Annotated in this window: 24 protein-coding genes and 1 tRNA gene; 14 read left to right on the top strand and 11 right to left on the bottom strand. The window is 65.3% G+C overall.

The genetic code is table 11. The features are described 5' to 3' along the window. Positions 1-127: 127 nt before the first annotated feature. From dkgB to ABIB24_RS12205, 4 genes are all read left to right on the top strand, one after another. On the top strand, positions 128-931 hold the full coding sequence (dkgB, locus tag ABIB24_RS12220) for a 2,5-didehydrogluconate reductase DkgB (protein WP_137163491.1): 804 nt from the start codon (positions 128-130) through the stop codon (positions 929-931). A 4-nt stretch (positions 932-935) separates the two neighbouring features. After that, on the top strand, positions 936-1,889 hold the full coding sequence (locus tag ABIB24_RS12215; RefSeq protein WP_274120898.1) for a TIGR03571 family LLM class oxidoreductase: 954 nt from the start codon (positions 936-938) through the stop codon (positions 1,887-1,889). 14 nt (positions 1,890-1,903) lie between these two features. Next, positions 1,904-3,076 carry an MFS transporter gene (locus ABIB24_RS12210; protein ID WP_025338476.1) on the top strand — a complete coding sequence of 391 codons (1,173 nt, stop codon included), beginning with the start codon at positions 1,904-1,906 and terminating at the stop codon, positions 3,074-3,076. Between the two features lie 291 nt (positions 3,077-3,367). Further along, on the top strand, positions 3,368-3,832 hold the full coding sequence (locus ABIB24_RS12205; protein WP_274120897.1) for a nuclear transport factor 2 family protein: 465 nt from the start codon (positions 3,368-3,370) through the stop codon (positions 3,830-3,832). Here ABIB24_RS12205 and ABIB24_RS12200 read toward each other — a convergent pair whose 3' ends face one another. Both ABIB24_RS12200 and ABIB24_RS12195 read right to left on the bottom strand, forming a co-directional pair. Next, positions 3,833-5,188 carry an ATP-binding protein gene (locus tag ABIB24_RS12200; RefSeq protein ID WP_274120896.1) on the bottom strand — a complete coding sequence of 452 codons (1,356 nt, stop codon included), beginning with the start codon at positions 5,186-5,188 and terminating at the stop codon, positions 3,833-3,835. Next, entirely contained in the window at positions 5,185-5,895 is a 711-nt protein-coding gene (locus tag ABIB24_RS12195) for a response regulator (protein WP_137163487.1), read from the bottom strand. Before ABIB24_RS12195 ends, ABIB24_RS12200 begins: the two co-directional genes overlap by 4 nt. A gap of 168 nt (positions 5,896-6,063) precedes the next feature. Here ABIB24_RS12195 and ABIB24_RS12190 point away from each other — a divergent pair, with 168 nt between their 5' ends. From ABIB24_RS12190 to ABIB24_RS12170, 5 genes are all read left to right on the top strand, one after another. After that, positions 6,064-6,846, top strand: a complete 783-nt coding sequence (locus tag ABIB24_RS12190; RefSeq protein WP_137163486.1) for an MlaA family lipoprotein — start codon at positions 6,064-6,066, stop codon at positions 6,844-6,846. 13 nt (positions 6,847-6,859) lie between these two features. Next, a complete protein-coding gene (locus ABIB24_RS12185; RefSeq protein WP_337994679.1) occupies positions 6,860-7,075 on the top strand; it encodes a hypothetical protein in 216 nt (71 codons plus the stop codon). A gap of 288 nt (positions 7,076-7,363) precedes the next feature. Beyond that, positions 7,364-8,596: an MFS transporter gene (locus ABIB24_RS12180; protein ID WP_085617563.1), complete on the top strand. Its 1,233-nt coding sequence runs from the start codon at positions 7,364-7,366 to the stop codon at positions 8,594-8,596. Positions 8,597-8,632: 36 nt separating this feature from the next. Then, complete coding sequence (locus ABIB24_RS12175; RefSeq protein WP_137163485.1) at positions 8,633-9,406, top strand: AraC family transcriptional regulator; 774 nt, start codon at positions 8,633-8,635, stop codon at positions 9,404-9,406. A 107-nt stretch (positions 9,407-9,513) separates the two neighbouring features. Continuing rightward, positions 9,514-10,662, top strand: coding sequence for a M14 family metallopeptidase (locus tag ABIB24_RS12170; RefSeq protein ID WP_274120895.1), 1,149 nt, complete (start codon positions 9,514-9,516; stop codon positions 10,660-10,662). 164 nt (positions 10,663-10,826) lie between these two features. Here the strand turns inward: ABIB24_RS12170 and ABIB24_RS12165 are convergent, their stop codons facing one another. The 7 genes from ABIB24_RS12165 to ABIB24_RS12135 form a co-directional block, all read right to left on the bottom strand. After that, positions 10,827-11,795 (bottom strand): Csu type fimbrial protein, encoded by a 969-nt coding sequence (locus tag ABIB24_RS12165; RefSeq protein ID WP_354316487.1) that lies wholly within the window; start codon positions 11,793-11,795, stop codon positions 10,827-10,829. After that, a complete protein-coding gene (locus tag ABIB24_RS12160) occupies positions 11,792-14,089 on the bottom strand; it encodes a fimbria/pilus outer membrane usher protein (protein ID WP_354316561.1) in 2,298 nt (765 codons plus the stop codon). The genes ABIB24_RS12165 and ABIB24_RS12160 overlap by 4 nt, the downstream gene beginning before the upstream one ends. A gap of 108 nt (positions 14,090-14,197) precedes the next feature. After that, positions 14,198-14,974 carry a fimbrial biogenesis chaperone gene (locus ABIB24_RS12155; protein ID WP_354316486.1) on the bottom strand — a complete coding sequence of 259 codons (777 nt, stop codon included), beginning with the start codon at positions 14,972-14,974 and terminating at the stop codon, positions 14,198-14,200. Between the two features lie 39 nt (positions 14,975-15,013). Beyond that, positions 15,014-15,517: a Csu type fimbrial protein gene (locus ABIB24_RS12150; protein WP_075044623.1), complete on the bottom strand. Its 504-nt coding sequence runs from the start codon at positions 15,515-15,517 to the stop codon at positions 15,014-15,016. Positions 15,518-15,520: 3 nt separating this feature from the next. After that, positions 15,521-16,051, bottom strand: coding sequence for a Csu type fimbrial protein (locus ABIB24_RS12145; RefSeq protein ID WP_274120894.1), 531 nt, complete (start codon positions 16,049-16,051; stop codon positions 15,521-15,523). Positions 16,052-16,069: 18 nt separating this feature from the next. Then, complete coding sequence (locus tag ABIB24_RS12140) at positions 16,070-16,606, bottom strand: Csu type fimbrial protein (RefSeq protein WP_075044621.1); 537 nt, start codon at positions 16,604-16,606, stop codon at positions 16,070-16,072. A 30-nt stretch (positions 16,607-16,636) separates the two neighbouring features. Next, entirely contained in the window at positions 16,637-17,164 is a 528-nt protein-coding gene (locus tag ABIB24_RS12135; RefSeq protein ID WP_075044620.1) for a Csu type fimbrial protein, read from the bottom strand. A gap of 263 nt (positions 17,165-17,427) precedes the next feature. On the opposite strand from ABIB24_RS12135, the gene ABIB24_RS12130 reads away from it, so the two are divergent. The 3 genes from ABIB24_RS12130 to ABIB24_RS12120 are packed head-to-tail and all read left to right on the top strand — an operon-like array spanning position 17,428 to position 22,555. After that, a complete protein-coding gene (locus ABIB24_RS12130) occupies positions 17,428-19,677 on the top strand; it encodes an ATP-binding protein (protein WP_075044619.1) in 2,250 nt (749 codons plus the stop codon). 15 nt (positions 19,678-19,692) lie between these two features. Next, complete coding sequence (locus tag ABIB24_RS12125; protein WP_075044618.1) at positions 19,693-20,154, top strand: response regulator; 462 nt, start codon at positions 19,693-19,695, stop codon at positions 20,152-20,154. Positions 20,155-20,167: 13 nt separating this feature from the next. Continuing rightward, on the top strand, positions 20,168-22,555 hold the full coding sequence (locus ABIB24_RS12120) for a response regulator (protein WP_137163480.1): 2,388 nt from the start codon (positions 20,168-20,170) through the stop codon (positions 22,553-22,555). 91 nt (positions 22,556-22,646) lie between these two features. Here the strand turns inward: ABIB24_RS12120 and ABIB24_RS12115 are convergent. Beyond that, a tRNA-Gln gene (locus tag ABIB24_RS12115) sits at positions 22,647-22,721 on the bottom strand. A 260-nt stretch (positions 22,722-22,981) separates the two neighbouring features. Here ABIB24_RS12115 and ABIB24_RS12110 point away from each other — a divergent pair. After that, complete coding sequence (locus ABIB24_RS12110) at positions 22,982-23,224, top strand: DUF465 domain-containing protein (RefSeq protein WP_025338457.1); 243 nt, start codon at positions 22,982-22,984, stop codon at positions 23,222-23,224. Between the two features lies 1 nt (position 23,225). Here the strand turns inward: ABIB24_RS12110 and ABIB24_RS12105 are convergent, their stop codons facing one another. After that, positions 23,226-23,651, bottom strand: a complete 426-nt coding sequence (locus ABIB24_RS12105; protein ID WP_137163479.1) for a DUF1810 domain-containing protein — start codon at positions 23,649-23,651, stop codon at positions 23,226-23,228. A 159-nt stretch (positions 23,652-23,810) separates the two neighbouring features. Between ABIB24_RS12105 and zapE the strand changes: the two genes are divergently transcribed. Then, positions 23,811-24,881 (top strand): cell division protein ZapE, encoded by a 1,071-nt coding sequence (gene zapE, locus ABIB24_RS12100; RefSeq protein ID WP_084785133.1) that lies wholly within the window; start codon positions 23,811-23,813, stop codon positions 24,879-24,881. Positions 24,882-24,955: the final 74 nt, after the last annotated feature.

Here is a 24,955-nt window from a genome sequence, read left to right as displayed (position 1 = left end):
GACCTTGGCCCCGCCCCACCTTAATCAATCCCCCTCAAAGCCGCACACTGCTCCCCACACGAAGAGCGATCGAACCCGAGCGACCAGGCTCGATTCGGCTCACCCCTCACTCACCAGGAGCAGATCCATGAGCATTCCATCCTTCGGCCTCGGCACCTTCCGCCTCACCGGCCAAGCCGTCATCGATTCGGTCAAGTCGGCCCTGGAACTGGGCTACCGGGTCATCGACACCGCGCAGATCTACCAGAACGAAGCCGACGTCGGCCAGGCCATCGCCGAAAGCGGCGTCAAGCGCGAAGAGCTGTTCATCACCACCAAGATCTGGGTCGAAAACTACGCCGCCGACAAGTTGATCCCCAGCCTGCGCGACAGCCTGCAGAAACTGCGCACCGACTACGTCGACCTGCTGCTGATCCACTGGCCTGCCCCAGGCAACGGCGTTGAGCTGCGCGAGTACATGACCGCCCTGGCCGAAGCCAAGAAGCTGGGCCTGACCCGCCAGATCGGTGTATCCAACTTCAACATCGAACTGACCCGCCAGGCCATCGAAGTGGTCGGCAAAGGCGAAATCGCCACCAACCAGATCGAACTCAGCCCGTACCTGCAGAACAGCAAGCTGACCGCGTTCCTCAAGGAACAAGGCGTCACCGTCACCTCGTACATGACCCTGGCCTACGGCAAAGTCCTGAAGGACCCGGTTCTGGCTGACATCGCCGCCAAGCACAAGGCCACCGTCGCCCAGGTTGCCCTGGCCTGGGCCCTGCAGCTGGGCTACGCGGTGATCCCGTCGTCGACCAAGCGCGAAAACCTGGCCAGCAACCTGCTCGCCCGTGACCTGAAGCTGGACGCCGACGACATGGCACGCATCGCCAAGCTCGAACGCAATGGCCGCGAAGTCAGCCCTGACGGCCTGGCGCCAATCTGGGATTGATACCATGACCACGCCCCTCGAACGCCTGACCGCTGGCGGCTTCAGCATCGGCCTGGAAGCACCGCTGGACCATGACTGGACGCCCGCCGGCGACCAGGCGCGGCGCCGCGATGGCCGCCAGTTCGGCGAGCCGGACCTGGCCCGCCACGCAGAACTGGCACAACTGGCCGACCGCCTGGGCTACCGCGCCCTGTGGGTCCGCGATGTGCCGCTGTACGACCCGTCGTTCGGCGACGCCGCCCAGGTGTTCGAGGTGTTTGCCTACCTCGGCTACCTGGCCGGGGTAACCCGCGACATCCTGCTTGGCACGGCTGCCGTGGTGCTGCCGATTCGCGAACCGCTGCTGACCCTGAAATCGGCCAACAGCGTGCAGCGCCTCAGTGGCAACCGCCTGCTGCTGGGCGTGGCCAGTGGTGACCGGCCGGTGGAGTACCCACTGTTCGGTCGGGATTTCGAGGGGCGTGGCAACACCTTCCGCGAACAGGTCGCGCTGCTGCGTGATGGTGCCAACGGCCACCTGCCCGAAGGGCTGGCCGTGCTACCCAGCACCGCTTCGCCGCTGCCGTTGCTGGTAGCCGGCCTGGCCCAGCAGAGCCCGGCATGGATCGGCAGCAACCTGGACGGCTGCCTGGCCTACCCCGGCACAGCGGACGACCACCGGCAGCGGGTCGCCGCCTGGCGCACGGTGGCGGGCAACAAGCCCTACAGCAGCTTCATCCACCTGGACCTGGCGGACAACCCCGACGAACCGCTGCAACGCTGGCGCTTCGGTTTCCGCGGCGGCCGCAAGGCGCTGGCGGCCGAACTCGGCGCCCTGCGCGCGGCGGGCGTCGACCATATCGGCCTGCACCTGCGGCGCAACGTGCGGCCGCTGGACGAAACCCTGCGCGAAATCGCCGAATACGTATTGCCACAATTCCATGAGACAAAAGCCCAACTGACGGAGGCCACCCCATGACAGGAACACGCGCAATGAAAGCCGGGCGCGTCCTGTTTGCCCTGGCCATCGGCGCCTTCGGCATCGGCACCACCGAGTTCACCCCGATGGGCCTGCTGCCGGTGATCGCCCAAGGTGTCGATGTCAGCATCCCCAGCGCTGGCATGCTGATTACCGCCTATGCCATCGGGGTGATGGTCGGTGCGCCGATCATGACCCTGCTGTTCAGCCGTTTCGGCAAGCGTGCCGCGCTGATGGCGCTGATGGCCATCTTCACCCTCGGCAACCTGCTGTCGTCGCTGTCGCCGGACTACTACACCCTGCTCGCCTCGCGCCTGGTCACCAGCCTCAACCACGGCGCGTTCTTCGGCCTTGGCGCGGTAGTGGCCGCCAGCGTGGTGCCCAAGGAGAAACAGGCCAGTGCCGTGGCCACCATGTTCATGGGCCTGACCATCGCCAACATCGGCGGCGTGCCGGCCGCCACCTGGATCGGCCAGCAGGTCGGCTGGCGCATGGCCTTTGCCGGTACCGCCGTGCTCGGCCTGCTGGCCATGGCCGCGCTGTGGTATGCCCTGCCCAAGGGTGAACGCGGCAGCGTGCCGCACGTGCGCAAGGAGCTGGCGGTCATCGCCCGCCCCAGCGTGCTGCTGGCAATGGCCACCACCGTGCTCGGTGCCGGCGCCATGTTCACCTTGTACACCTACGTGGCACCGGTACTGGCCGAACTGACCGGCGCCTCGGACAGCTTCGTCACCCTCGGCCTGGTGCTGATCGGTGTGGGCTTCACCCTGGGCAACAGCCTGGGTGGCCGCCTGGCCGACTGGTCGCTGGATGGGGCGGCGCGGATCTTCCTCGCGGCACTGGCAGTGATCATGCTGCTGATGCCGCTGGTGCTGGGCAGCCACATCGGCGCCGCCATCGCCTTGCTGGTGTGGGGCATGTTCACCTTCGCCGTGGTACCACCGCTGCAGATGCGGGTGATGATCGCCGCCATCGAAGCACCGGGGCTGGCCTCGTCGATCAACGTCGGCGCGTTCAACCTGGGCAATGCCGTGGGCGCGGCGCTGGGTGGTGCGGTGATCAGCCTGGACCTGGGCTATGCGGCAGTGCCGATGGCAGGTGGCGTGCTGGCGGCTGCCGGGCTGCTGCTGGTGTGGCTGGGCGGGCGTAGCAAGGCTGCCGGGAAAACCGCAGCCGACGCAGCCTGACAGAGCCCCCTCCTGTGGGAGCGGCCTTGTGTCGCGAAAGGGCTGCATCGCAGCCCCGGCAACCTATGCATCACAGCTGAAATCCCGGGGCCGCGTTGCGGCCCTTTCGCGACACAAGGCCGCTCCCACAGGGATTGCGCAAGCTTTCAGATTTGAGCAAGACAGTTGCCCCATCTCGAGCGGTCTCAATTGTTCCACGCACTGCAATTATGATGTGCCAGGCACACCCATTCTCTGTTCGGCCAGCGGCTACTACTCTCCTACCAGCCAATCGAACTGAGGAGTACCCCGATGTCCCGCCCACCCCTGCCGCCCTTCACCCGCGAAAGCGCCATCGAAAAGGTCCGCCTGGCCGAGGATGGCTGGAACAGCCGCGACCCGGCCAAGGTCGCGCTTGCCTATACCATCGACACCGTCTGGCGTAACCGCGCCGAGTTCCCGCGTGGCCGTGCCGAGGTCCAGGCGTTCCTGACGCGTAAATGGAACCATGAACTGGAGTACCGCCTGATCAAGGAGCTGTGGGCCTTCACCGGCAACCGCATTGCCGTGCGCTATGCCTACGAGTACCACGACGACAGCGGCCAGTGGTACCGCGCATATGGCAACGAGAACTGGGAGTTTGCCGAGGACGGGCTGATGCAGAACCGTCATTCGAGCATCAACGAGCACCCTATCAGCGAAGCCGAGCGCAAGTTCCGCTGGCCGTTGGGCCGGCGCCCGGATGATCACCCCGGGCTCAGCGAACTGGGGCTCTGATCAGCCCAGCGGCAGCATGACCCTGACTTCCAGCCCGCCACCCGGGCGGTTGCCCAGGGTCACGCTGCCCCCCTGCTCCAGCACGATGGCCCGTGCTGCGGGCAGGCCCAACCCCACGCCACCGGTATTGCGGTTGCGTGAACCTTCGATACGGTAGAACGGCGCGAATACCTGCTCATGCAGCTCCGGCGCGATGCCCGGCCCGCGATCCAGCACGGTAATCTCGATCTGCCTGGCGCTCACCGCCAGCACCACCGTTGGCTCACAGCCGTACTTCGCTGCATTGTCGATCAAGTTGACCAGCACACGCCTGATACCCACTGGCCGCCCCGTGTACACGCAGCGGCGCGGCCCGCTGAGGCCGACCTCGACCCCCGCGTCCTTGAAGTCGTCCACCACGGTCAGCAGCAACTCGCCCAGGTCGAATACGGTCGTCTGTTCCAGCCGTGCATCATCACGGAAGAACTCCAACGCCGCATCGACCATCGCCTGCATCTCGTCGACGTCCTTGAACAACTTGGCCTGCAGCTGGGCATCGTCGACGAACTCGGCGCGCAAGCGCATGCGCGTCAGCGGTGCACGCAAGTCATGGGAAATGGCCGCGAGCATCTGGGTGCGGTCGTTGAGAAAATGCTTGAGCTGCGCCTGGGTGGCATTGAACGCGAGAATGGCCTGGCGCAGGTCGTGCGGGCCGACCACCGGAATGGGCGGGGCGTTGAAGTCCTTGCCAAAACGCCGCGCACCTTCGGCAAAGCGTTCCAGCGGCTTGGCCAGGTAACGCGTGGCCAGCAGCGCGACGGCAAGGCTGGAAACCAGCATCAGGCCGAGGATGATCAGGTTGCGCGGCAGTTCATCCAGGCCCCAGCTACGGCTGGTGGCACGGAACAGCACCCAGGACTTGTCGCTCAGCTCGATCATCAGCGCATAGCCACGTTCAGGTGCGTACTCCGGCATGTCGGACGGTTCGAAAGCCTCCACCCTGGCATCCGGGCGCTTTAGCAGTGCGCGCAGGATAGGCGTGCCCTCGCTGAACTCGGCATCGACCAGCACTGGCACGCCCGCTTCGTCATGGCGGCGCAGCCAGCGCACGGAATATGAGCCGTCGCCCGCCGCACTGGCGATGTTGGCACGCTGCGCCATGGGCGCGGCATCGAGGATGCGGGTGACCGCTGCAACCTTCTCGATCACCCCGCTCTCCAGCAGCGGTGGCTGCGCCCAGACGCTCAGCAACAGGCTGAACAGCCCCTTGAGCAGCAGCAGGAACAGCATCGCCGTCAGGGTGGTCAGTGCGATCCAGCGGGCAATGGTGATCCTGGGCCGTGGCAGGGCCTGGCGAACCCTGGCCAGCAGCTTCATCGCTTCGCGACCGTGGGCGTGAACAGGTAACCGGCGTTGCGCAGGGTACGGATCAAGGGCTCGTTGCCGTTGTCGGTTTCAAGCTTGCGGCGCAGCCGGCTCACCTGGACGTCGATGCTGCGGTCATAGGCGTCGTAGGCATCGCCACGGGCCATGTCCAGCAACTGCTGGCGGCTGAGCACCCGCCGCGGATGCTCGGCGAACACCAGCAGCAACTCGAACTCACCGTTGGACAAGGGGATCATGACGTTGTCCGGCGAACGCAGCTCGCGCCGCACCACATCCAGCCGCCAGCCGGCAAACTCCAGGGCCGCGCAGGCATGGCCCGCCGTGCCACCGGCCGCTTCACCGGCACGGCGCAGCACTGCCCTCACCCGGGCCAGCAGTTCACGGGCGGCGAACGGTTTGGTCAGGTAGTCGTCTGCCCCCAGCTCCAGGCCAACCACCCGGTCACTCAGCTCGCCCATGGCGGTGAGCATGATCACTGCCACCTTGTGCTCGGCCAGCAAGCGCTGGCACAACACCAGGCCACTGTCGCCAGGCAGCATCACATCCAGAATGACCAGGTCCGGCACCCGCCGCTCAACGGCCTGCCACAGCGCCTTGCCATCCCTGGCCACATCAACCTCGTAGCCATGCTGGCAGAGAAACTTCTGCAGCAGGTCGAGCACCTCGACATCATCGTCGACTATCAGCAAATGGCTCACAAAAAAGCACCGCAAAACAAGGTTACCAAGCCGTACTTTAAGGCCATCCCCACGCAGCCGTCATATATTTCAACCCGGAAACAAAGTGTCGACGCCGAGACAATCCGGACATCCCCGGGCAAAGAAAACTGCGCAGCATCGCCGCCAGTTCTTGCCAGGAATGTATCTATGTCCCGTTCATCATCCGCCTCCCGCTCAGCGCGCTCAGCCGCGCTGGCCTTGTCGCTGCTTGCGGCGGGAGGCTGCAGCCAACGTGCACCGGCCACGGCTGCCTGCGGCAATGTCGCCTATCAGGTCAGTGACCCGGCCGAGCCCGCCAACCGCGCCGTTTTCGCCTTCAACCGCACGGTCGATGACTATCTGCTGGCCCCCGTCGCCCGGGGCTACACCGCGCTGCCCGGTTTTGCCCAACAGGGCATGCACAACTTTGCCAGCAACTTCGGTGAGCCCAAGGTGTTCGTCAACGACCTGCTGCAGGGCAATGGCGAACGGGCGATGACCAGCCTCAGCCGCTTCATCTTCAACACCACCCTGGGTGTGGCGGGGCTGGTCGACGTGTCTGGCAAGATGGGGCTGAGCCAGCATCGCTCGGACTTTGGCCAGACCTTCGGGGTGTGGAACATCGCCGCTGGCCCCATCGTCGAGCTGCCGCTGCTGGGCACCCACAACCTGCGCGATGCCAGCGGCACGGTGCTGGGCCTGGCACTGGACCCGTTTGGCGGCAACAGCGATACCGTAGAAACCATGAGCAACGTAGCCACGGCCGGCGGCATCGTCGATGCACGGGCCGAAGCACTGCCATTGACCGACCTGCTGCGCACCTGGCCTGACTACTACCTTGCGCTGCGTGACTACACCGCGCAGCGGCGCAGCAACCGGGTGGCAGAAGGCAAGGCCGGCGAGCCGGGGGCGTGGCCAGTGGATTGTGCAGGGGGTGCCCGTGAAGAATGATGCCCAAGCCGCCATGCTGCTGTTCAGGCGCCTGGAAGGCGCTGCCCGGCAACCGCTGTTGCTGCATGAACTGGAGGCCCGGGTTTCTGCCGATGGCCGGAGCCTGGTGCTGAGCCGCTATCGCGAACGCTTTACCGCCGAAGGCAAGCCCTACCGGCACGAGGCTCACCGCAGCGTACCGATTGCAGCATTGCTGCGCTGGGTGGCGCGGCAGGGTCAATCGTTTTGAAAGGGACCGGCTTCTTGCACCCAGCGCGGGCCCTTGTAGGAGCGGCCTTGTGTCGCGAAAGGGCTGCGAAGCAGCCCCAGCAATTTGTGCATCTGCGCTGAAACTCTGGGGCTGCTTCGCAGCCCTTTCGCGACACAAGGCCGCTCCTACAAGGGATCGTGCATGTTCCTCTGACGGATGTCCGAAACGCGACAGTGGCTGCCTGTTCGGCGTGAGACAGGCAAACCGGGCACTGGCTACCCTTCTTCGGCAAATGCCTTGTTCCCTTTCGCCAGAAGAAGATCGCCCATGACGACCTCCACCGCCTCCATGGCCGCCACCACGCCTGCCGACCAACCCCAGGGCTTTCTGGTCCGCATCGTCGGCGCTGCCGCATTCGCCCACCTGCTCAACGACCTGATCCAGGCCGTGCTGCCATCCATCTACCCGATGCTCAAGAGCGATTTCGCGCTGAGCTTTGCCCAGATCGGCTGGATCGCCCTGATCTACCAGGTGACCGCGTCCCTGCTGCAACCCTGGGTCGGCCTGTACACCGACAAGCACCCGCAACCCTACCTGCTGCCGGCTGGCATGCTGGTGACGCTGGTGGGCATCGCCCTGCTCGCCTTCGCCAGCAGCTATGAAATGCTGCTGGTGGCCGCCGCGGTGGTCGGCGTGGGTTCGGCGACCTTCCACCCCGAAGCCTCGCGAGTGGCCAGGATGGCCTCCGGTGGGCGCTTCGGCACCGCGCAATCGACCTTCCAGGTCGGTGGCAACACCGGCTCGGCCCTCGGCCCGTTGCTGACCGCTGCCATCGTCATTCCGCACGGCCAGCCGGCCATTGCCTGGTTCATGCTGGCGGCCGCGCTGGCGGTATTCGTGCTGCTGCGGGTGACCGGCTGGACCGTGCGCCACGGCCAGACCCGGCTCAAGTCCTTCGCCGGCCAGCAGGCCCCCGGCCTGTCGCGTGGTGCCATGTGGCGTGCGGTGGCGGTTATCGCCGTGCTGATGTTCGCCAAGTTCGTCTACATCGCCTCGTTCACCAACTACTTCACTTTCTACCTGATCGAGCATTTCGGCCTGAGCGTGCAGCACAGCCAGCTGTACCTGTTCGTGTTCCTCGCGGCTGTGGCCCTGGGTACCTTCGCCGGTGGCCCGGTGGGTGACCGTATCGGGCGCAAGGCGGTGATCTGGGTCTCGTTCCTCGGCGTGGCGCCCTTCGCCCTCGCCCTGCCCTACGCCAACCTGGCCTGGACGGCGGTACTGGCGGTGGCCATCGGCCTGGTGATGTCCTCGGCCTTCGCCGCCCTTGTGGTGTACGCCCAGGAGGCCGTGCCGGGCCGGGTCGGCATGGTGTCGGGGGTGATGTTCGGGTTGATGTTCGGTATCAGCGGCATCGGCGCCGCCGGGCTCGGCGAACTGGCCGACCGGCATGGCATCGAGTGGGTGTACCAGGTCATCTCGTTCCTGCCGCTGCTGGGGTTGGCCACCGCGCTGCTGCCGGCAACCCGCTCGCAAGCCCGCCCCAGCCGCTGCTGTTAAAGTGGGCGCGCCAGACTGCCCGTACAAGAGGTCGAAATGCTGAAGCCGCAGCACGAATTGCTGGTGGAGGTGGATGAGTGGAGCTGGGAGGTGGGCAGCCGTGCGACGGACTACCCGACCGACTGGTTCATCGAGCCCCACAGCCATGCCAAGCACCAACTGATCTATGCCATCAAAGGCCTGATGATCGTCGAGTCCGGTAACGAACGCTGGACCGTGCCACCCAGCCGCGGCGTATGGATGCCCTGCGGCCAGGTGCACGCGATCCGCTGCGTGGGCGATGTGAAGATGCGCAGTGTGTTCGTGCGCACCGACGCGGCAGTGCAGTTGCCCTTGCAGAGCAAGGCTATCAGCATCTCGCCGTTGCTCAGCGAACTGATCAAGGCCTCCGTCGGCTTTACCGCGCCGTTTGCCGAAGACTCGCGTGAAGCCCGGGTGATGCGCCTGATCCTCGACGAGATCTGCGTGCTGCCGACCTTGCCGCTGAAGCTGTCGCAGCCCGGCGACAAGCGCCTGCAGGCAATCTGCGCCGCGCTGCACGAGCGGCCTGACGACAACGCCACCGTGGCCGACTGGGGCCAGCAGCTGGGGGTGGACGAAAAGACCATCCAGCGCCTGTTCCGCAAGGAAACCGGCATGACCTTCGGCCAGTGGCGCCAGCAGGCGCGGCTGATGCAGGCACTGGAGCGGATCGCCCTGGGCGAGCGGATCATCGATGTGGCGGGGACGCTGGGGTATGACAGCCCAAGTGCCTTCGCCAGCATGTTCAAGCGCCAGTTCGGTATCACGCCGAGTCAGTTCTTCAAATAGCCTGTAGGAAACGTATGATATCGCCCACGCGTTGCTGATCTCGCACAGCAACCCTGTCAAGCCGTGTACAGTACCCTCACAACAAAGCCCCAGAAGGAGCCCGGTACATGACCGTGACGCTGTCCCCCCTGCAGATCGACTGCGATTTCGACTCCGGCAACATCCAGGTGCTGGATGCCAGCAACCCGGCCCAGGTGCACCTGGCCATCCGCCCGGACACCCACAGCGGCCACTACCAGTGGTTCCACTTCAAGGTCAGCGGGTTGACGCCGGGCCAGATCCATCGCTTCAGCCTCGACAACGCCTCCGGTTCCTCCTACAAGAACGCCTGGAGCGGCTACAACGCCGTGGCCTCCTACGACCAGCAAACCTGGTTTCGCGTCCCCAGCCAGTTCGACGGCACGGCGCTGTCGTTCGAGGTAAAGGCCGAACAGCCACACATCTGGTTCGCCTACTTCGAGCCCTACCCGCGCGCGCGCCACAACCAACTGATCGAACGCGCACGGCAACTGCCGGGGGTCGAATTGCTCGCCAGTGGCCGCAGCGTACAGGGCCGCGACATTCCCCTGCTGCGCGCCGGTGATGGCGCCGCAGGCAAGCGCAAGCTGTGGCTGATTGCCCAGCAACACCCGGGCGAACACATGGCCGAATGGTTCATGGAGGGCGTGATCGACCGCCTGCAGGCCAACGACGCGGTGATCCGGCAGTTGCTGGCCAAGGCCGACCTGTACCTGATCCCCAACATGAACCCCGACGGCGCCTTCCTCGGCCACCTGCGCACCAACTTCAAGGGCAAGGACCTCAACCGTGCCTGGCAGGACGCCAGCGTCGAGCTCAGCCCCGAGGTGTTCTTCGCCCAGGCGCAGATGAAGCAATACGGCGTGGATGCGTTCATCGACGTGCATGGCGACGAGGAGATTCCCCATGTGTTCACCGCAGCCTGCGAGGGCAACCCCGGCTACACGCCGCGTCTGGCCAAGCTGGAAGAGCAGTTCCGCAGCACCCTGTGCAGCCTGACCCGCGACTTCCAGACCGTGCATGGCTACACCCGCGACGAACCGGGGCAAGCCAACACGACGCTGGCCTGCAATGCGGTGGGGATGGCGCATGACTGCCTGTCGCTGACCCTGGAAATGCCGTTCAAGGACCATGACGACGCGCCGAATGCCGTCACCGGGTGGTCGGGGGCGCGCTCGAAGGATTTGGCCGGGGCGGTGCTGGAGACATTGGCGAAGATAGTTGGCGATTTGCGCTGAGGCCCCTGGCCGACGCGCCCCCTGTAGGAGCGGCCTTGTGTCGCGAAAGGGCCGCAAAGCGGCCCCGGCGATATCTGCGGCGAAGCTGAAAATGTGGGGCCGCTGCGCGCCCCTTTCGCGACACAAGGCCGCTCCTACAACGATCGCGTCAGCCGGGAGCCATGTCAGAACTGCACATCCAGAAGCACGCTGTCGGTATAGGTCGCAGCCGGGGGTGTAGCCTGGTCGGTGTAAACCTTGGCGTTGTAGTTGAACACCTGGCTACCGGTGCCGGTCCCCGTGCCGGGGTTCACATCGGCATCGGTACTGGCCCGTCGCGCAGCCCCTGTCGAACCCCAGCGCACCGCACCGGCGCCCTTGAAAATGTCATAGGCCAGGTAGTTGTTGGCCGCCGACTTCATCCGCCGCCGCCCATTGGCCACGTTCTGCCCGTCATCCAGGCCCACGGTGTAGTTGCTGCCCTTGGTGCACGACACACTCAGGCTCTGGCTCACCGTGCCGAACCCCGCCACCACCGGCGCGCTGGCGAAATTGATGCTGGGTGTGGTGATCTGGCAGTCGTTGGTCACCGTCATGCTCACCAGCAGGGTCTTGGTACCAGTGCCCTGGTCTCGCCCTATGCAAAGCCCGCCAACACCAATCCCGTCGCAATAGTCCCAGGTCCACTCGACAGTGAGGGTTTCCTGATACAACCCGGCCGATACGTTGCTGCCTACCTGCGTGCGCATGTAGATGGGCACGTTCTTCGGTGTACCGTTGAGCAACCCGAGCAAGTCGAGGATGCCGGTGGTCCTGAATTCGAAGGCGGTGCCACGGGTAATCGGATAGGTGGTCGTGGCGTCGGCATACAGCGTGTAGGGGATTACATCCCCGGTAGGCCCTACCAGCCCGCTGGTGGTAGAGGTGACCTTGATCTTGAAGGAGTCGGTGCTACTGAGCACGCTGATCACCGAACCGTTGCATTGCAGGCCCGAGTTGGTGCTGGAAGCTGTCTGTACCGCGCCACGTACCTGGGTCGAGTTGAGCGAACCAAACGCCGCCGGCGCAGTCAGCACTGACGTGCACTTGGCCCAGGCCGAGCCCGCCCACAACAACAAGGCGCATGCCCACACACCACGCCAGCAGGCCTTCACTTGCACACCAACGGGCCGATCAAGGGGATCGAGCCTTGTGCTTCAGGCAGGTCGAACGCCACCTGGCACTGCCCGCCCCCTTCCAGCTCCACCTGCAGGCGGTTATGCGGCGCCAGGTTCTCCAGATACACCAGGCCGTCCCAACCGACCACCGCCTGGCTGCCACTTTCTGCATGGGTGACACGGCTGCCCAGCTTGAGCACCTGCTGGTCGGCGTCCACCAGTTCGACACTGGCCGCCAGCACGCGCCTGAGCGGGAACTCCAGCAGGTAGCCACTGCCCCGGCGCACCGCCACCCGCTGCTCCACTTCCGGCGCGAGGATGTCTGGTGGCAAGTCCATGGGGTCGATCTCGTACTTGCCGCGGTAGTAACCGCTGCTGTACGGCACCAGCAGGTGGCCATCGGCATCGGTGCGGCCGACTTCCTGGTTTTCATAGCGCACCGGCACATCGGCGTAACCACCGGTGCTGACCACCACGAAGGCATCGTCGATGCGGTTGGCAGCGAACAGCCCGGCATCCATCCACACGAGCGAGCCACTGGCGTCGGCCCAGCGGGTCATCTCGCCACTGCTGCCATACACACCGGCCTGCAACTGCACCGACTGCAGGCGCCAGGTGACATCGGCCTGGCGGTAGGCATCGCGCTCGCTACCGGCGGCGTAGCCCAGGTTGTAACCGACACCACCACCCACCGGCGTCGCGCGGCTGTAGTTGACCCGCTGCAGGCTTTCGCCTTGCTGGCTGCGCTCCATGCCCAGGGCCAGGGTGCCACGCAGGTCGAACGGGATCACCAGTTGCGCCTGCACCGCCCACTGGCTGTCCCCCACTTCACGGTTGGCCGACAGATACACGCTGCTGTTGCCCCACAGCGGCCTGCTGTAGCTCAGGTTGATCAACCGGGTACGTGTGCCGTCGCCAGCGCGCACATCGAAATAGCCGGCGCCGATGTTGCCGTATTCGTTCAGGTTCAGGCTCAACGTGACCTGTTCGCTGCGCTGGCTCAGCTGTATGTCCCGGCTGTCGACCCGGGTCAGGTCGGCATAGTCGCCATGGCGTTGCAGGCGCTGGTAGCTGAAGCCGATGCGCTGGCTGTTGTACTGGTAACCGAGGGCGACCTGGTGGCCCTTGTCGCCGTCGAACCGGCTCTGCGCCAGGGCCGCGTTGAGCACGCCGAGGTTGCCCAGCCGCATGTTGCTGCCCAGGCCCCCCAGCATCAGCGATTCGGCGCTTTCGGCATGGGTCTCCAGGGTGAAGATGTCGCTGACCCCGTAGCGCAGGCTGGCCGAAGCAACCCCGGGCCCGTAGGCAAAATCGCGCACCCCGTAGTCACGGCGCAGGCTGCCGGCTGCCACCGAATAGTCGCTCAGGCCCTGCTGCAGCAGGCTGCTGGTGACGTAGAACGGCAAGGTGGTCGACACCTGCCGGCCAAGGGCATCGGTGGTAACCACTACCGCCTCCCCGGCGCCGTTGATGAACGGCACGTTGGTCAACGTGTAGGGGCCCGGCTGCAATTCGCTGGTGCTGGACTTGTAGCCATTGATGAACAGGTCCAGCGAGGTCGGTACCACCGCTTCACCGGAGAACGCCGGCAGCGGATAGGTGACCAGGTCGGGGCGCGCAGCGAAATCGCGCGACAACTGCAGGCCACCGACCCGCACCGAGCTGGTCCAGGGCAAGGCCCCGGTTATCAGGTCACCGGCTTCGTAGGTCAGCAGGCGCTGCTCGTCGGTGAAGCGCCAGGTGGTGTCGTAGCGCAAGAAGCCCTGGCGCGTGTCGTCGGTCGGCGCACCATTGAACGACTGGCGCCATTGCCCGGTGCTGGAGAACGTACCCCAGCTGTCGAACAGACGCAGTTCGTTCCAGGCCGCCAGGTAGCTGCCGCCGTCATCGGTGTCGTTCAGGTACAGGTCGTAGTTGAACAAGGCGCCGAAACTGCTGCGCGCATCGCTGGCCGGGTACAGGTTGCGGTCGCCCAGCTGCTGGTCGGGCAGCCAGGCCGGCGGCACTTGCAGCAGCAGGCGCTGGTTCTGGCTGTCGTAGTCGGCGTGCAGCCCGGCGATGGCCTCCAGGGCCACCTCGCCCTGCGGGTTGCCTGGCAGGGAGACGCCGGCCGCCCGCAACACCTCGCTGTCCAGGTACAACTGCCCGGCGCGCTGCTGCACCGGCACCAGTTCAGCCCTGGGCATCTGGTTCACCAGCAGCTCGAGGTACAACGTGGCATCGGCGATCGCGGACAGCTCCGTGGGTGGTGGCGGCAGGTCGTCGGCCAGCACCAGGCCAGGGCCGACCAGGGCCAGCCCCAGGCACCAGCGGTGCGTCCTCGCTGTCAGCCACCTCACACACGGTTTCCAACCATTGCCGGGTCCTCCCTGGCCCCTGCGCGGCATTCAGGCGCAGGTTCATTGGCTTTGGCGGATGGCGTCCGCGCTGCTCTGGCCGTTTACCCTCCCCTTCAGCACACTGCCGGCACTTGGTGCCAGCGGTGCCGGCCAGCGCATGCTGGCCCCCGGCAGCACATAACCCAGCAGGCCATCGGCCAGTGGCATGCTCTGGCTGCCCTGCTGCACCACCACATCGGTCAGCCGCGCATGCACCGCGCCGGTGTTGCGCAGCTCCACGTACGGCTTGCCCTGCACGGTCACCGCACGCCAGCTGAGTTGCGGCTTGCCGACGCCCTCGGCATTGCGCTTGCCAGCGGGATCGGCCTTGCCCCACAGGCCTTCGCCGTAGACGAACAGGGGTACCGAGTAGCGCATCTGCAGGCGGATCGCCGCGGTGGTGCCGGGCTCGGCCTTGTCGACGGGGATGGCGGGCGGAATTTCGTCGATGATGATGCGGTAGGCCTGCTCCTGGCCGACTGGCGAGGGGCCGGTGCGGGTCAGGCGGATCAGTTGCTTCTGCCCGGGGGCGATGTTGGCCACCGGCGGGCTGCCAATGATCTCGCGCTGCGCCTGGTACTGTTCCTGGTAGTCACCCTGGCGCCAGGCGAACACCCGCACCTGCAGGTTGGCCGGTGCCGTGCCGCGGTTTTCCAGCCACAGTGCGCCGGCCTTCTGGTCAGCCTCCAGCACCGGGTCGATCGGCCAGATCAGCACCGAGGTGGCCGCCCCGGCCGGCAGGCTCGCCAGCCACAATGCTCCGATCAATCCACGCGCCCACTTCGCGCCTGCCCCCATGAAGCTCTCCTTGAATACCGGTCGTTGGTGCCGGTGAACTCACCAGGTCACCGTCACTTGCACCACATCGGTGTAGGTCCCCGCCGGCTGCGTGCCGGTCAGCTGAACCCGCCCGTACACCGGCAGCTTGATCGCCGTCGGGTCGGTGTAGCTCACGGCCACGCTCTGGCCGATCCCCAGGCTCTGGCTGTAGGCCGCGTCCCGGTACAACTGGTAGGCCAGTACCTGCGTGCCGCCCGTACGCTTGAGGTTGCGTGTGCCACTGGCACTGTTCTGCCCGCCATCCACGCTCATGCTCAAGGCCACCCCCGGGGTGCACTGGAAGGTCACCGTGCTGCCGCCCAACGAGGTGCCGATGACTCCGCTGGCCAGCGCCGATTGCGAACCGTAGTCGAGCGTCCCGAAGCTGCTCACACCGCCCACCACCAGGCACCCGGCAACGATCTGCGCCGTCACCTGGAAGCTGCTGGTGGTCGCCGCATCCAGAGGCGCGGCCAGCAGCACGCCGAGGCCGCTCAGGCCGCCAGCCAGCCAGCTGCGCATGGTTCAGAACGACAGCTCGACGGACACTGTGTCGGTGTACACCCCCGCCGGCAGGCCGGCCTTGCCGAGTGCCTGGCCATACAGGTTGACGGTCTGGGCCGTACCGCTGCTGATCGGCAAGGTGATGGTGCCGTTGATGGCCAACACCTGCGTGCGGCCGGAATCGGTGTAGAAGTCGTACGGCACGAAGTTGCCGGCGCCATCCGCCAGCGCACGGCTGCCCCCGGTCGACTGGCCATCGTGGGAACCTGCACCCACGCGGATCACGGGTACCGTGCCGGCCGAACAGAGAATGCTGATCGCCCCTCCTCCGCCGCCGATCACCTGGGCGTCTGCGCTGGTGAACAGGGCATCGCGAGTACCGAAGTCCAGGGCACCGAAGTTCACCCCCGAAGTGCCCGAGCTGCCATTGACCTGGCACGCCGCGGTCAAGGTCAGCTTCGAGTCGATGGTCCCGGTCGTGGCGGCCTGCGCCTGGGAAGCCAGCATCAGCCCCAGGCCGGCAAGGATGCAGCGTGAAAGGTTCGTTCGCATCGAAGTCTCCTTGTGTCGTTACCAGTCCAGGGTCACCCTCAGGGTGTCACGGTAAAGCCCGGCCGGCAGCGCGCGCGGTTGCGCCACTACCACACCGTAGATGGGGATCGGTATCTGCCGGGTACTGCTGATGGTGAAGGCACGCGCCTGGCCGATGCCGTAGCGGCTGTTACCGCCTGGGTCGATCGCCAGTTGATAGGGGATCAGCTCGCGGCCGTTGCTCAGGCGCCGTATGCCGTCGCTGCCATTCAGGCCGCCGTTGATGCGCACGTTGAACGCCCGCACCTCGGGCGTGCAACTGATCTGCAGGCTGCCTTCGCCGCTCACATCATCAACCCGGCTGCGCAGCGGCTGGTCCCAGTTCGGTCCGCGCTCGCCGAAGTCCATCAGGCCGGGGTTACCCACCGTTGCCGGTTGCGTCTCGTTGCTGCTGATCTGGCAAGCGGTGCTGATCACCAGCCGCGCCTGGATGAAACCGGTGCTGGTGCCATGCGCGGCACCACCGGGCACCAGCAGCGGGCCCAGGGAAAGCAGCAGGATCGAGGTACGGTTCATGGCATCGCGTCCTTGTGCATGGCGGCATCCCTACCAGCTGACGGTGACTTTGAGCAGGTCGGCGTACAAGCCTGCAGGCGGTACCCAGGCCAGCTTGTCGATCCGAGCAAACAACGGCAGCTCGACCGAACCGCTGTCCGGCACCCGCGCCGAAAGCGCCACATTCACCGCCAGCGGTTCGCGCCAGGCAGCGTCGCGGTAAAGGCGATACGGGATGGGCCGGGCCGTGGCATCGTCACTGGCCAGGAAGCGCAAATCGCCGACGCCGCCATGCTGACCACCGTCGACGCGGACCTGATAGGGGGTGTGGGGATTGCATTCCAGGCGTGGCGGGCGCTGGCTCAACAGCGCGCCGGTGAGCGGCGCGCCAGGGCCATCCAGCCGTGCAGCAGCGCCCAGGTCGATGCGCCCCAGCGCCTGAGCCCCGGCATCGCGGGGCTGGTTGACCAGCATGCAGCCGCGCTGCACCAGCACCCGCACCTCCACCAGGAAGTCCGCCGCCATGGCGCTGCTGCTCAACATAAGGCCCAACAGGGCGGCCAGGTAGCGCTCCGTCACCTAATTATCCTTGTCGATGTCTGCTGACCTGAGCGTAGCAGCGGAGTGGCATCACGCTGCTGGCATCGAGCCATTTTTTTGTATTAGCCAAAAAGCGCTACCACCTGAAAAAAAAGCCGCACGACACAGAACGCATCGCCGACATTCTCCTCAAATGGCCAAAGGCCGTTATCTGGGCCGATATTCTGTTAGGGTGTATCCCCTTCATCCTGCCTAGACTCATGCGGCATGCATGGAAGGACACGACAGGAGCGTTTTCATAGATGATTGCAGACAGCACGCTCACCCAAGCCCTCGAGCGCTGCGCCCAGGAGCCGATCCAGCTGCCTGGCAGCATCCAGCCCCACGGTTTCCTGCTGGTGCTGGACGAAACCGACATGCGGGTACTCCAGGCCAGTGAAAATGTCGAACACTGGCTGGGCATACCGGCCAGTGAACTGATAGGTCGCGAGTTCGCCGAACTGGTCAGCGGTGCCTTCGACCTGCGCCTGCACCTGGCGCGCCTGCCGCAGGACGAGGTCTTTCCGTTCCACATCAGCGATGTGCACCTGCGCCAGGACGCGCCTTGCCGCGGCAACCTGCACCTGCTGGTCCATCGTCACGACCAGGTGCTGATCGCCGAATTCGAACCCCCTCGTCTGCCGGCGGACCTTGCCGGGCAAGGCGACTACTACCCGCTGGTGCGCAGCTTCGTAGGCCGCCTGCACCAGGCCGGCAGCCTCGAGGAACTGCTGCAGCAAACCGTGCTGCAGCTCAAGCGCATCACCGGCTTTGGCAGGGTCAAGGCCTATCGCTTCGATGCCGAAGGCAACGGCCAGGTGCTGGCCGAGGTTGCCGACCCGGGGTACCCGAGCTACCTGGGCCTGTGTTTCCCCGCTTCGGACATACCGCGCCAGGCGCGCGAGCTGTACCGAATCAACCGCATCCGCGTGATCGAGGACGCCAACTACCAGGCCTCGCCGTTGCTGCCCGCTGCCAACCCGCGCACCGGCAAGCCGCTGGACCTGAGCTTTGCCGCGCTGCGCAGCGTGTCGCCAGTGCACCTGCAGTACATGCGCAACATGGGTACCCTGGCATCGATGTCGCTATCGATCGTGGTCGACGGGCAACTCTGGGGGCTGGTGTCCTGTCATCACGAACAGCCGCGCCCGGTGGACCTGCGCACCCGTACCGCCTGCGAACTGCTGGCCAGTGTGCTGTCGCTGCAGATCGAGTCGCGCGAGTCCCACGCCAACACTCGCCAGTTGCTGGAGCTGCGCCAACACATCGTGCGCATGATCTCGTCCATGGCCGACCATGACAGTGTCGGCGACGGCCTGCGCGACTTGCCGGAAGTACTGCTGACCTTCGCCGGCGCCCAAGGTGCCGCGGTCATATCCGCCGAACGTTGCGACCTGATCGGCAAGACCCCTCCGGCCGCGCAGGTAAACGCCCTGGTGCACTGGCTCTCCCAGCGTGGCGAAGAGAGCGTGTTCCACAGCGACAACCTGCGCCGCGACATCGATGAACTGCCCGAGCTCGCGGCCCATGCAGGCGGTGTGCTGGCAGTGGCCATTTCGCAGATCCACTCGCACTACCTGCTGTGGTTCCGCCCCGAGCAGGTGCGCACGGTGAACTGGGCCGGGCAGCCGAACAAACAGGTCGGGCCGCAGGGCAACCTCGACCCGCGGCACAGTTTCGAAAGCTGGCAGGAAAAACTGCGCGGCTACTGCGAACCCTGGCACCCACTGGTCATCGAAGGCGTGCAGGAGCTGCGCACGGCAGTGCTCGGCATTGTCCTGCGCAAGGCCGAGGAACTGGCGCAGCTGGCTGGGGAGCTGCGCCGATCGAACAAGGAGCTCGAAGCGTTTTCCTACAGCGTGTCCCATGACCTGCGCGCGCCCCTGCGCCATATTGCCGGCTACTCCGAACTGCTCGGCGAAATCGAGGGCCAGGGCCTCAGCGAGCGCGGCAGGCGCTTTCTGCAACACATCGAGGAAGCCGCGCATTTTGCCGGAAGCCTGGTCGACAACCTGCTCAACTTCTCGCAAATGGGCCGCTCTGCCCTGCGCCTGTCCGAGGTCGACCTCAACGCCCTGGTCGAGGCCATTCGCAGCGAACTGGCGCCCGACTACCAAAACCGCGAAATTGTCTGGGACATTGCCCAGTTGCCCAAGGTGGTCGGTGACCCGGCGTTCATCAACATGGCCTTGCACAACCTGCTGGCCAACGCCATCAAATACACACGTGGGCGCACCCCGGCGCGCATCGGCATCAGTGCCGTGCAACACCCGGGCGAAACCGAGATCTGCATTCGCGACAACGGCGTGGGCTTCGACATGGCCTACGCCAACAAACTGTTCGGCGTGTTCCAGCGCCTGCACCGCATGGAAGACTTCGAAGGCACCGGGATCGGCCTGGCCAGCGTGCGTCGCATCATCGAACGCCACGACGGCCGGGTCTGGGCCCATGGCAAGGTTGGCCAGGGTGCAACCTTCCACTTCACCCTCCCGCGCTACCCCGCGACTACCTGAGGCACCGCTACCATCATGCTCAAACCCATCCTGCTGGTCGAAGACAACCCACGGGACCTGGAGCTGACGCTCCTGGCGCTGGAGCGCAGCCAGTTGGCCAACGAGGTCATCGTGCTGCGTGACGGTGCCGAAGCACTCGACTACCTGCTACGGCGCAATGCCTATGCCCAACGTGACGATGGCAACCCCGCCGTGTTACTGCTGGACCTGAAACTGCCAAAGGTCGACGGCCTGGAGGTGCTGAAGGAAGTACGCGCCACCGCCGAACTGCGCAGCATCCCGACGGTGATGCTGACGTCCTCGCGCGAGGAGCCCGACCTGCTGCGCGCCTACGAGCTGGGGGTGAACGCGTACGTGGTCAAGCCGGTGGAGTTCAAGGAATTCGTCGCCGCCATTTCCGACCTGGGGGTGTTCTGGGCGGTACTCAACGAACCGCCACCCGGCTCGCTGCGCCTGAACCGGCGTGGCAGCATCTGAGGTGCCCGCGACGATGCAGCCAACGCCGCTGAAACTGCTGATAGTCGAAGACAACTCGATGGACGCCGAACTGACCCTGATGCGCCTGGAGCGCAGCGGGCTGCAGGTGCAGGCGCAACTGGTGTTCGACCATGCCGGTGTCGAGCAAGCCCTGAGCGAGGCCCGCTACGACCTGATCCTGTGCGACTGCGTGCTGCCGGGCTCGTCCGGCACCGAAGTGCTGGCCATCGCCCAGCGCCTGGCACCGGACATTCCGTTCATCTTCCTGTCTGGCATCTATGGCGAAGAACATGCGGTGGAAATGATCCGCCTGGGCGCCACCGACTATGTACTCAAGAAGAACCTGCCGCTGCTGCCCAAGGCCGTACGCCGGGCCCTGACCGAAGTGCAGGAGCGCCAGCGCCGGCGCCGCGCCGAAGAAGCCCTGGCCGACGTCGAGGCACGTGCACGCATTGCCATCGACGCTGCCGGCATGGGCACCTGGGACATGCGCCCGCAAGAAGGCCTGTTGTTGTGGGATGACCGCTGCAAGACCCTGTTCGGCCTGCCCGCCGATACCGAAATGAGCCTCGAAGTGTTTTACGCCGGCATCTACCCCGACGACCTGCCGCAGGTGCGCGAGGCGGTGGAGCACGCCATGTGCCCGGAAAGTGGCGGCCTGTATCGGGTCGAATTCCGCATCGCCCAACCCGCTGGCCTGGAACCGCGCTGGCTGCTCAGCAGTGGCCAGAGCCAGTTCGTCGACGGAAAGTGCATGCGTTTTTCCGGGGTGCTGCAGGACATCCATGCCCAGCGCCTGGCCAACCAGGCACTGCGCCAGCTCAACGAGATGCTGGGTGAAAGGGTCGAGCGCCGCACCCGCGAACGCGACCGTGCCTGGGAGCTGTCGCAGGACTTGCTGGCCGTGCTCAACAAGGACCTGACCCCAGTCGCGCTGAACCCCGCCTGGGAAGCCAGCCTGGGCTTGTCCCGCGAACGCCTGAGCCAGTCGTCCTTGCTGCACCTGTTGCCCGAGCCCGACCAGGAGCTGCTGCTCACCGAACTGGCCGCCCTCGCCCATGGCCGCACCAGCGCCCGTTTTGTCGGGCGTATCCTGGATGCCGGTGGCCAGCAACGCTGGTTGTCGTGGGTGGTGGTGCCGGAAGACACCCTGCTGTACGTGGTGGCGCGCGACATCACCAGCGAGCGCGAAGCCGCCCTGGGCCTGGCCGAAGCCAACGCCCGCCTGCGCGAGCAGATCGCCGAACGCGAACGTATCGAGGCCGCGCTGCAGCAGATGCAGCGGCTTGAAGCGGTCGGCCAGCTGACCGCCGGTGTGGCTCACGACTTCAACAACCTGCTGACGGTAATCCTCACCGGTGCCAGCTTCCTCGAGCGCGACCTGGCCAAAGCCGACGTTGAAAAAGCCCGTGCGCGGCTCACGCACATCCGCGAAGCCGGCGAGCGCGGTGCCAAGCTGACCTCGCAGTTGCTGGCTTTCTCCCGCCGCCAGCGCCTGGAACCGGTGGCGCTGAACCTCAACCGCACCCTGGCCGGCCTGGAAGAGTTGCTGCGCCGCACGTTGGGCGGCAATGTCTCGGTGCGCCTGGACCTGGAACCAACCCTGTGGCAGGCGCTGACCGACCCGACCCAGACCGAAATGATCATTCTCAACCTGGCGATCAATGCCCGCGATGCCATGCCCGACGGCGGCCAACTGACGCTGTCGACCCGCAACACCCGGATCGACGCCCGCCCGCAGCGCCCGGAAGACCCGGACCCTGGCGAGTACGTGATGCTGAGCATCCGCGATACCGGCTGCGGCATGAGTGAAGAGGTGCTGGCCAAGGTGTTCGAGCCGTTCTTCACCACCAAGGATATCGGCAAGGGCTCTGGCCTGGGCCTGGCCCAGGTATTCGGCTTCGCCAAACAGTCCGGGGGTGGCGTGCGCATCGACACCACACCTGGGCGTGGTACGCAGGTGGCCGTGTATCTGCCGGCAGTCAAGGGTGAAGCCGTCAACGAACCGGTGCCGTCGCTGTTCAGCCACTCGATAAGCGAAAGCGGCCGCAATCGCACCGTGCTGCTGGTGGATGACGACCATCTGGTACGCGACATGCTCGGTGATGTGTTGCGCCAGTACGGCTACCAGGTGCGCCAGGCGCACAGTGGCGAACAGGCCTTGGCCTTGCTGGATGAGCAGATCGACCTGCTACTGAGCGATTTCGCCATGCCCGAGTTCAACGGTGCGCAACTGGCACTGGCGGCACGCGAGCGGTACCCGCAACTGCCGGTGGTACTGCTTACCGGTTATGCAGAATTGCAGGGGCTGGAGTTGCCGGGCAGCCTGGTGATCCAGAAGCCGGTACAGGCCGATGAACTGGCCCGCTTGCTGAACGAGATGCTTGGAACTGCCAGGTGACCGAACAACCCGCGACAAAACCTGCGGAAACGACAAAGCCCAGCGCTTGTCTTTCCAAGCACCGGACCGAGATACGTTTGAAGCAAGAAAATGGCAGGGGCGGCTGGATTCGAACCAACGCATGGCAGGATCAAAACCTGCTGCCTTACCGCTTGGCGACGCCCCTGTATCGGATGCAGCGTTTGCTGCTCTGACAATTCCAACTGAGTGACAACTGGGTTGTTGTCTTGGAATGCGCGGCACTTTAACAACAAACTTTCGGTCTGTGAACCCCCTGATGAAAAAAAATTACCAAAAAACAGCGAGTTAGTCATTTTCGGGGTTGGCGCGGCGACCATCCGTCGTTTTCCGCCCGCTTGGCTTCAACACAATCGCTTTCCTCCCTTCCAATCAGATGAGCCATCTGCATTGACCAAGGAGGACCCCATGCCTGTCTCCCACGACCTTTACCAGGACTTGCACTACCCGCGCGAAATCGTCCAGCAACGCCGTCAGCAGGACAAGGCACTGGACCGGCTGCTGGACGAGTACATGGACATCGACAACCAGGTGCTGGCCGCCGAGTCGATCTCGGCGGGCAACTTCGAGGATGAAGACCTGCGCCGCCTGAAAGAACGTCGGCTGGCAGTGAAGTACATGATCGAGCGCCAACTGGAGCACAAGGCCTGAGCTAACCCTGCAACATGGCCAGGGTCAGGGCGTCCTGATCACCGCCGTAAAATTGCACCAGCGCCAGCTGGAACAGCGGGTTGTCGGGCGCCGCCCGGGTGAACAGGGTCAGGCACGAGCGCAGCTTGAGGTGGTCGGGGCTGCCGAGCATTTCACGGGCGCTCTTGTCGCTGTGCTGCAACAGTGCAGTCACGCAGGCCTCCAGGCGTGGGCCAAGCAGCGGATGAGCCAGGTAGGCACGGGCCTCGTCGATACCGGCCAGCGCATAGCGTTCGGCCATGGCGCTGTGGCCCAGGCCATCGAGCTGCGGGAACACGTACCACATCCAGTGGCTGCGCTTGCGCCCGGCCTGCAGCTCCTGCATCACCTGGTCATACACAGGGTTCTGCGCCTCGACGAAACGCTGCAGATCATGGTCGGCGTGCATGCTCGCCCCTCCTCGCATCGGCTCCAGCCTCTACTGTACGCCTGCCATGGCAAACCTATCTCATCAGGCGATGATTGCCGCGCACTTTCTGTATTGGTCAAAATGGCCGCCCTCGGGCAAGCTGCACGCTGCCCCGCCATCGCCCAAGGAGCTTTGCTTTTGCCTGCCTGGATCCCTACCCCGCTACGCCAGCTTGGCCAACGCCTGCGCGGCGCCGCCGCCAACCAGAGCGAACTGCTCGGCTGGTTCGAGGACAAGGCGCACAGCCGCGGTTACCAGCTCAGCGACGGCCAACGCCGGGTGATCCACTGCATGGCCGAACAACTGGCGCAGCTCGAACAAGGCCAGCCGCGCAGCCTGTACCTGTACGGTTCGGTAGGCCGGGGCAAGAGCTGGCTGCTCGATGGTTTTTTCCAGGCGGTGCCGGTGCAGGCCAAGCTGCGCCTGCACTTCCATGACTTCTTCGCCCGCCTGCACCAGGGCATGCACCGCCACCGGGCGCTGGACGATGCATTGGGCGCGACCCTCGACGAGCTGGTAGGCGATTGCCAGGTGCTGTGCTTCGACGAATTCCATGTGCACGACATTGGCGATGCCATGCTGCTCACCCGGCTGTTCAATGCGTTGTTCAGCCGCGGCGTGTTCCTGCTGGTGACGTCCAACTATGCACCCGAAGGGCTGCTGCCCAACCCGCTGTACCACGAACGTTTCCTGCCGGTGATCCGCCTGATCAACAGCGCGATGGAAGTGCTGGAAGTGGGGGGCGATACCGATTTCCGCAGCCTGCCGGCCAACCGCGAACATCAGCGCTTTACCCGGGGCCACTATGTCTGGCCGGGCAATGCAGCGCAGCGCCAGGCGCTGAAGGTGCCCGAGCCGCAGCCGGTGATGCTGGAAGTGAACAAGCGCCCCCTGCGCGCGCTGGCCGTCGATGGCCGGCGGGTGGTGCTTGGCTTTGACGACCTGTGCGAAAAGGCCACGGCAGTGATCGACTACCTGGTGCTGGCCGGGCAGTACGATGAGTGGATCATCGATGGGCTGGATGATCTGTCTGAATGTTCACTGGCAGCGCAGCAGCGCTTCGTCAACCTGGTGGATGTGCTGTATGACCAGGACCGGCAGGTGCTGGTGATCGGCAAACGGCCGCTGGAAGAAAGCCTGGGCGGGCCGCTTGCCGACCTGATGCGTACGCGCAGCCGGTTGGGGCAGCTGCATCAGGTAGGGCCCTAGAACTGCATTGCCTGGGCCGGCCTCTTCGCGGGCACGCCCGCTCCCACAGGGATGTCACAGGCCTTGAGAACTGT

The sequence above is a fragment of the Pseudomonas sp. UYEF17 genome, from assembly GCF_040546125.1.
Lineage (GTDB): Bacteria > Pseudomonadota > Gammaproteobacteria > Pseudomonadales > Pseudomonadaceae > Aquipseudomonas > Aquipseudomonas putida_Z.
The sequence above is the reverse complement of the archived record's forward strand: the minus strand, read 5'-3'. Positions and strand labels throughout refer to the sequence as shown.

Coding starts and splice junctions, on each gene's coding strand:
- dkgB (WP_137163491.1), top strand. CDS start 128: ATGAGCATTCCATCCTTCGGCCTCGGCACCTTCCGCCTCACCGGCCAA.
- ABIB24_RS12215 (WP_274120898.1), top strand. CDS start 936: ATGACCACGCCCCTCGAACGCCTGACCGCTGGCGGCTTCAGCATCGGC.
- ABIB24_RS12210 (WP_025338476.1), top strand. CDS start 1,904: ATGAAAGCCGGGCGCGTCCTGTTTGCCCTGGCCATCGGCGCCTTCGGC.
- ABIB24_RS12205 (WP_274120897.1), top strand. CDS start 3,368: ATGTCCCGCCCACCCCTGCCGCCCTTCACCCGCGAAAGCGCCATCGAA.
- ABIB24_RS12200 (WP_274120896.1), bottom strand. CDS start 5,188: ATGAAGCTGCTGGCCAGGGTTCGCCAGGCCCTGCCACGGCCCAGGATC.
- ABIB24_RS12190 (WP_137163486.1), top strand. CDS start 6,064: ATGTCCCGTTCATCATCCGCCTCCCGCTCAGCGCGCTCAGCCGCGCTG.
- ABIB24_RS12185 (WP_337994679.1), top strand. CDS start 6,860: ATGCTGCTGTTCAGGCGCCTGGAAGGCGCTGCCCGGCAACCGCTGTTG.
- ABIB24_RS12180 (WP_085617563.1), top strand. CDS start 7,364: ATGACGACCTCCACCGCCTCCATGGCCGCCACCACGCCTGCCGACCAA.
- ABIB24_RS12175 (WP_137163485.1), top strand. CDS start 8,633: ATGCTGAAGCCGCAGCACGAATTGCTGGTGGAGGTGGATGAGTGGAGC.
- ABIB24_RS12170 (WP_274120895.1), top strand. CDS start 9,514: ATGACCGTGACGCTGTCCCCCCTGCAGATCGACTGCGATTTCGACTCC.
- ABIB24_RS12155 (WP_354316486.1), bottom strand. CDS start 14,974: ATGGGGGCAGGCGCGAAGTGGGCGCGTGGATTGATCGGAGCATTGTGG.
- ABIB24_RS12150 (WP_075044623.1), bottom strand. CDS start 15,517: ATGCGCAGCTGGCTGGCTGGCGGCCTGAGCGGCCTCGGCGTGCTGCTG.
- ABIB24_RS12145 (WP_274120894.1), bottom strand. CDS start 16,051: ATGCGAACGAACCTTTCACGCTGCATCCTTGCCGGCCTGGGGCTGATG.
- ABIB24_RS12140 (WP_075044621.1), bottom strand. CDS start 16,606: ATGAACCGTACCTCGATCCTGCTGCTTTCCCTGGGCCCGCTGCTGGTG.
- ABIB24_RS12130 (WP_075044619.1), top strand. CDS start 17,428: ATGATTGCAGACAGCACGCTCACCCAAGCCCTCGAGCGCTGCGCCCAG.
- ABIB24_RS12125 (WP_075044618.1), top strand. CDS start 19,693: ATGCTCAAACCCATCCTGCTGGTCGAAGACAACCCACGGGACCTGGAG.
- ABIB24_RS12120 (WP_137163480.1), top strand. CDS start 20,168: ATGCAGCCAACGCCGCTGAAACTGCTGATAGTCGAAGACAACTCGATG.
- ABIB24_RS12110 (WP_025338457.1), top strand. CDS start 22,982: ATGCCTGTCTCCCACGACCTTTACCAGGACTTGCACTACCCGCGCGAA.
- ABIB24_RS12105 (WP_137163479.1), bottom strand. CDS start 23,651: ATGCACGCCGACCATGATCTGCAGCGTTTCGTCGAGGCGCAGAACCCT.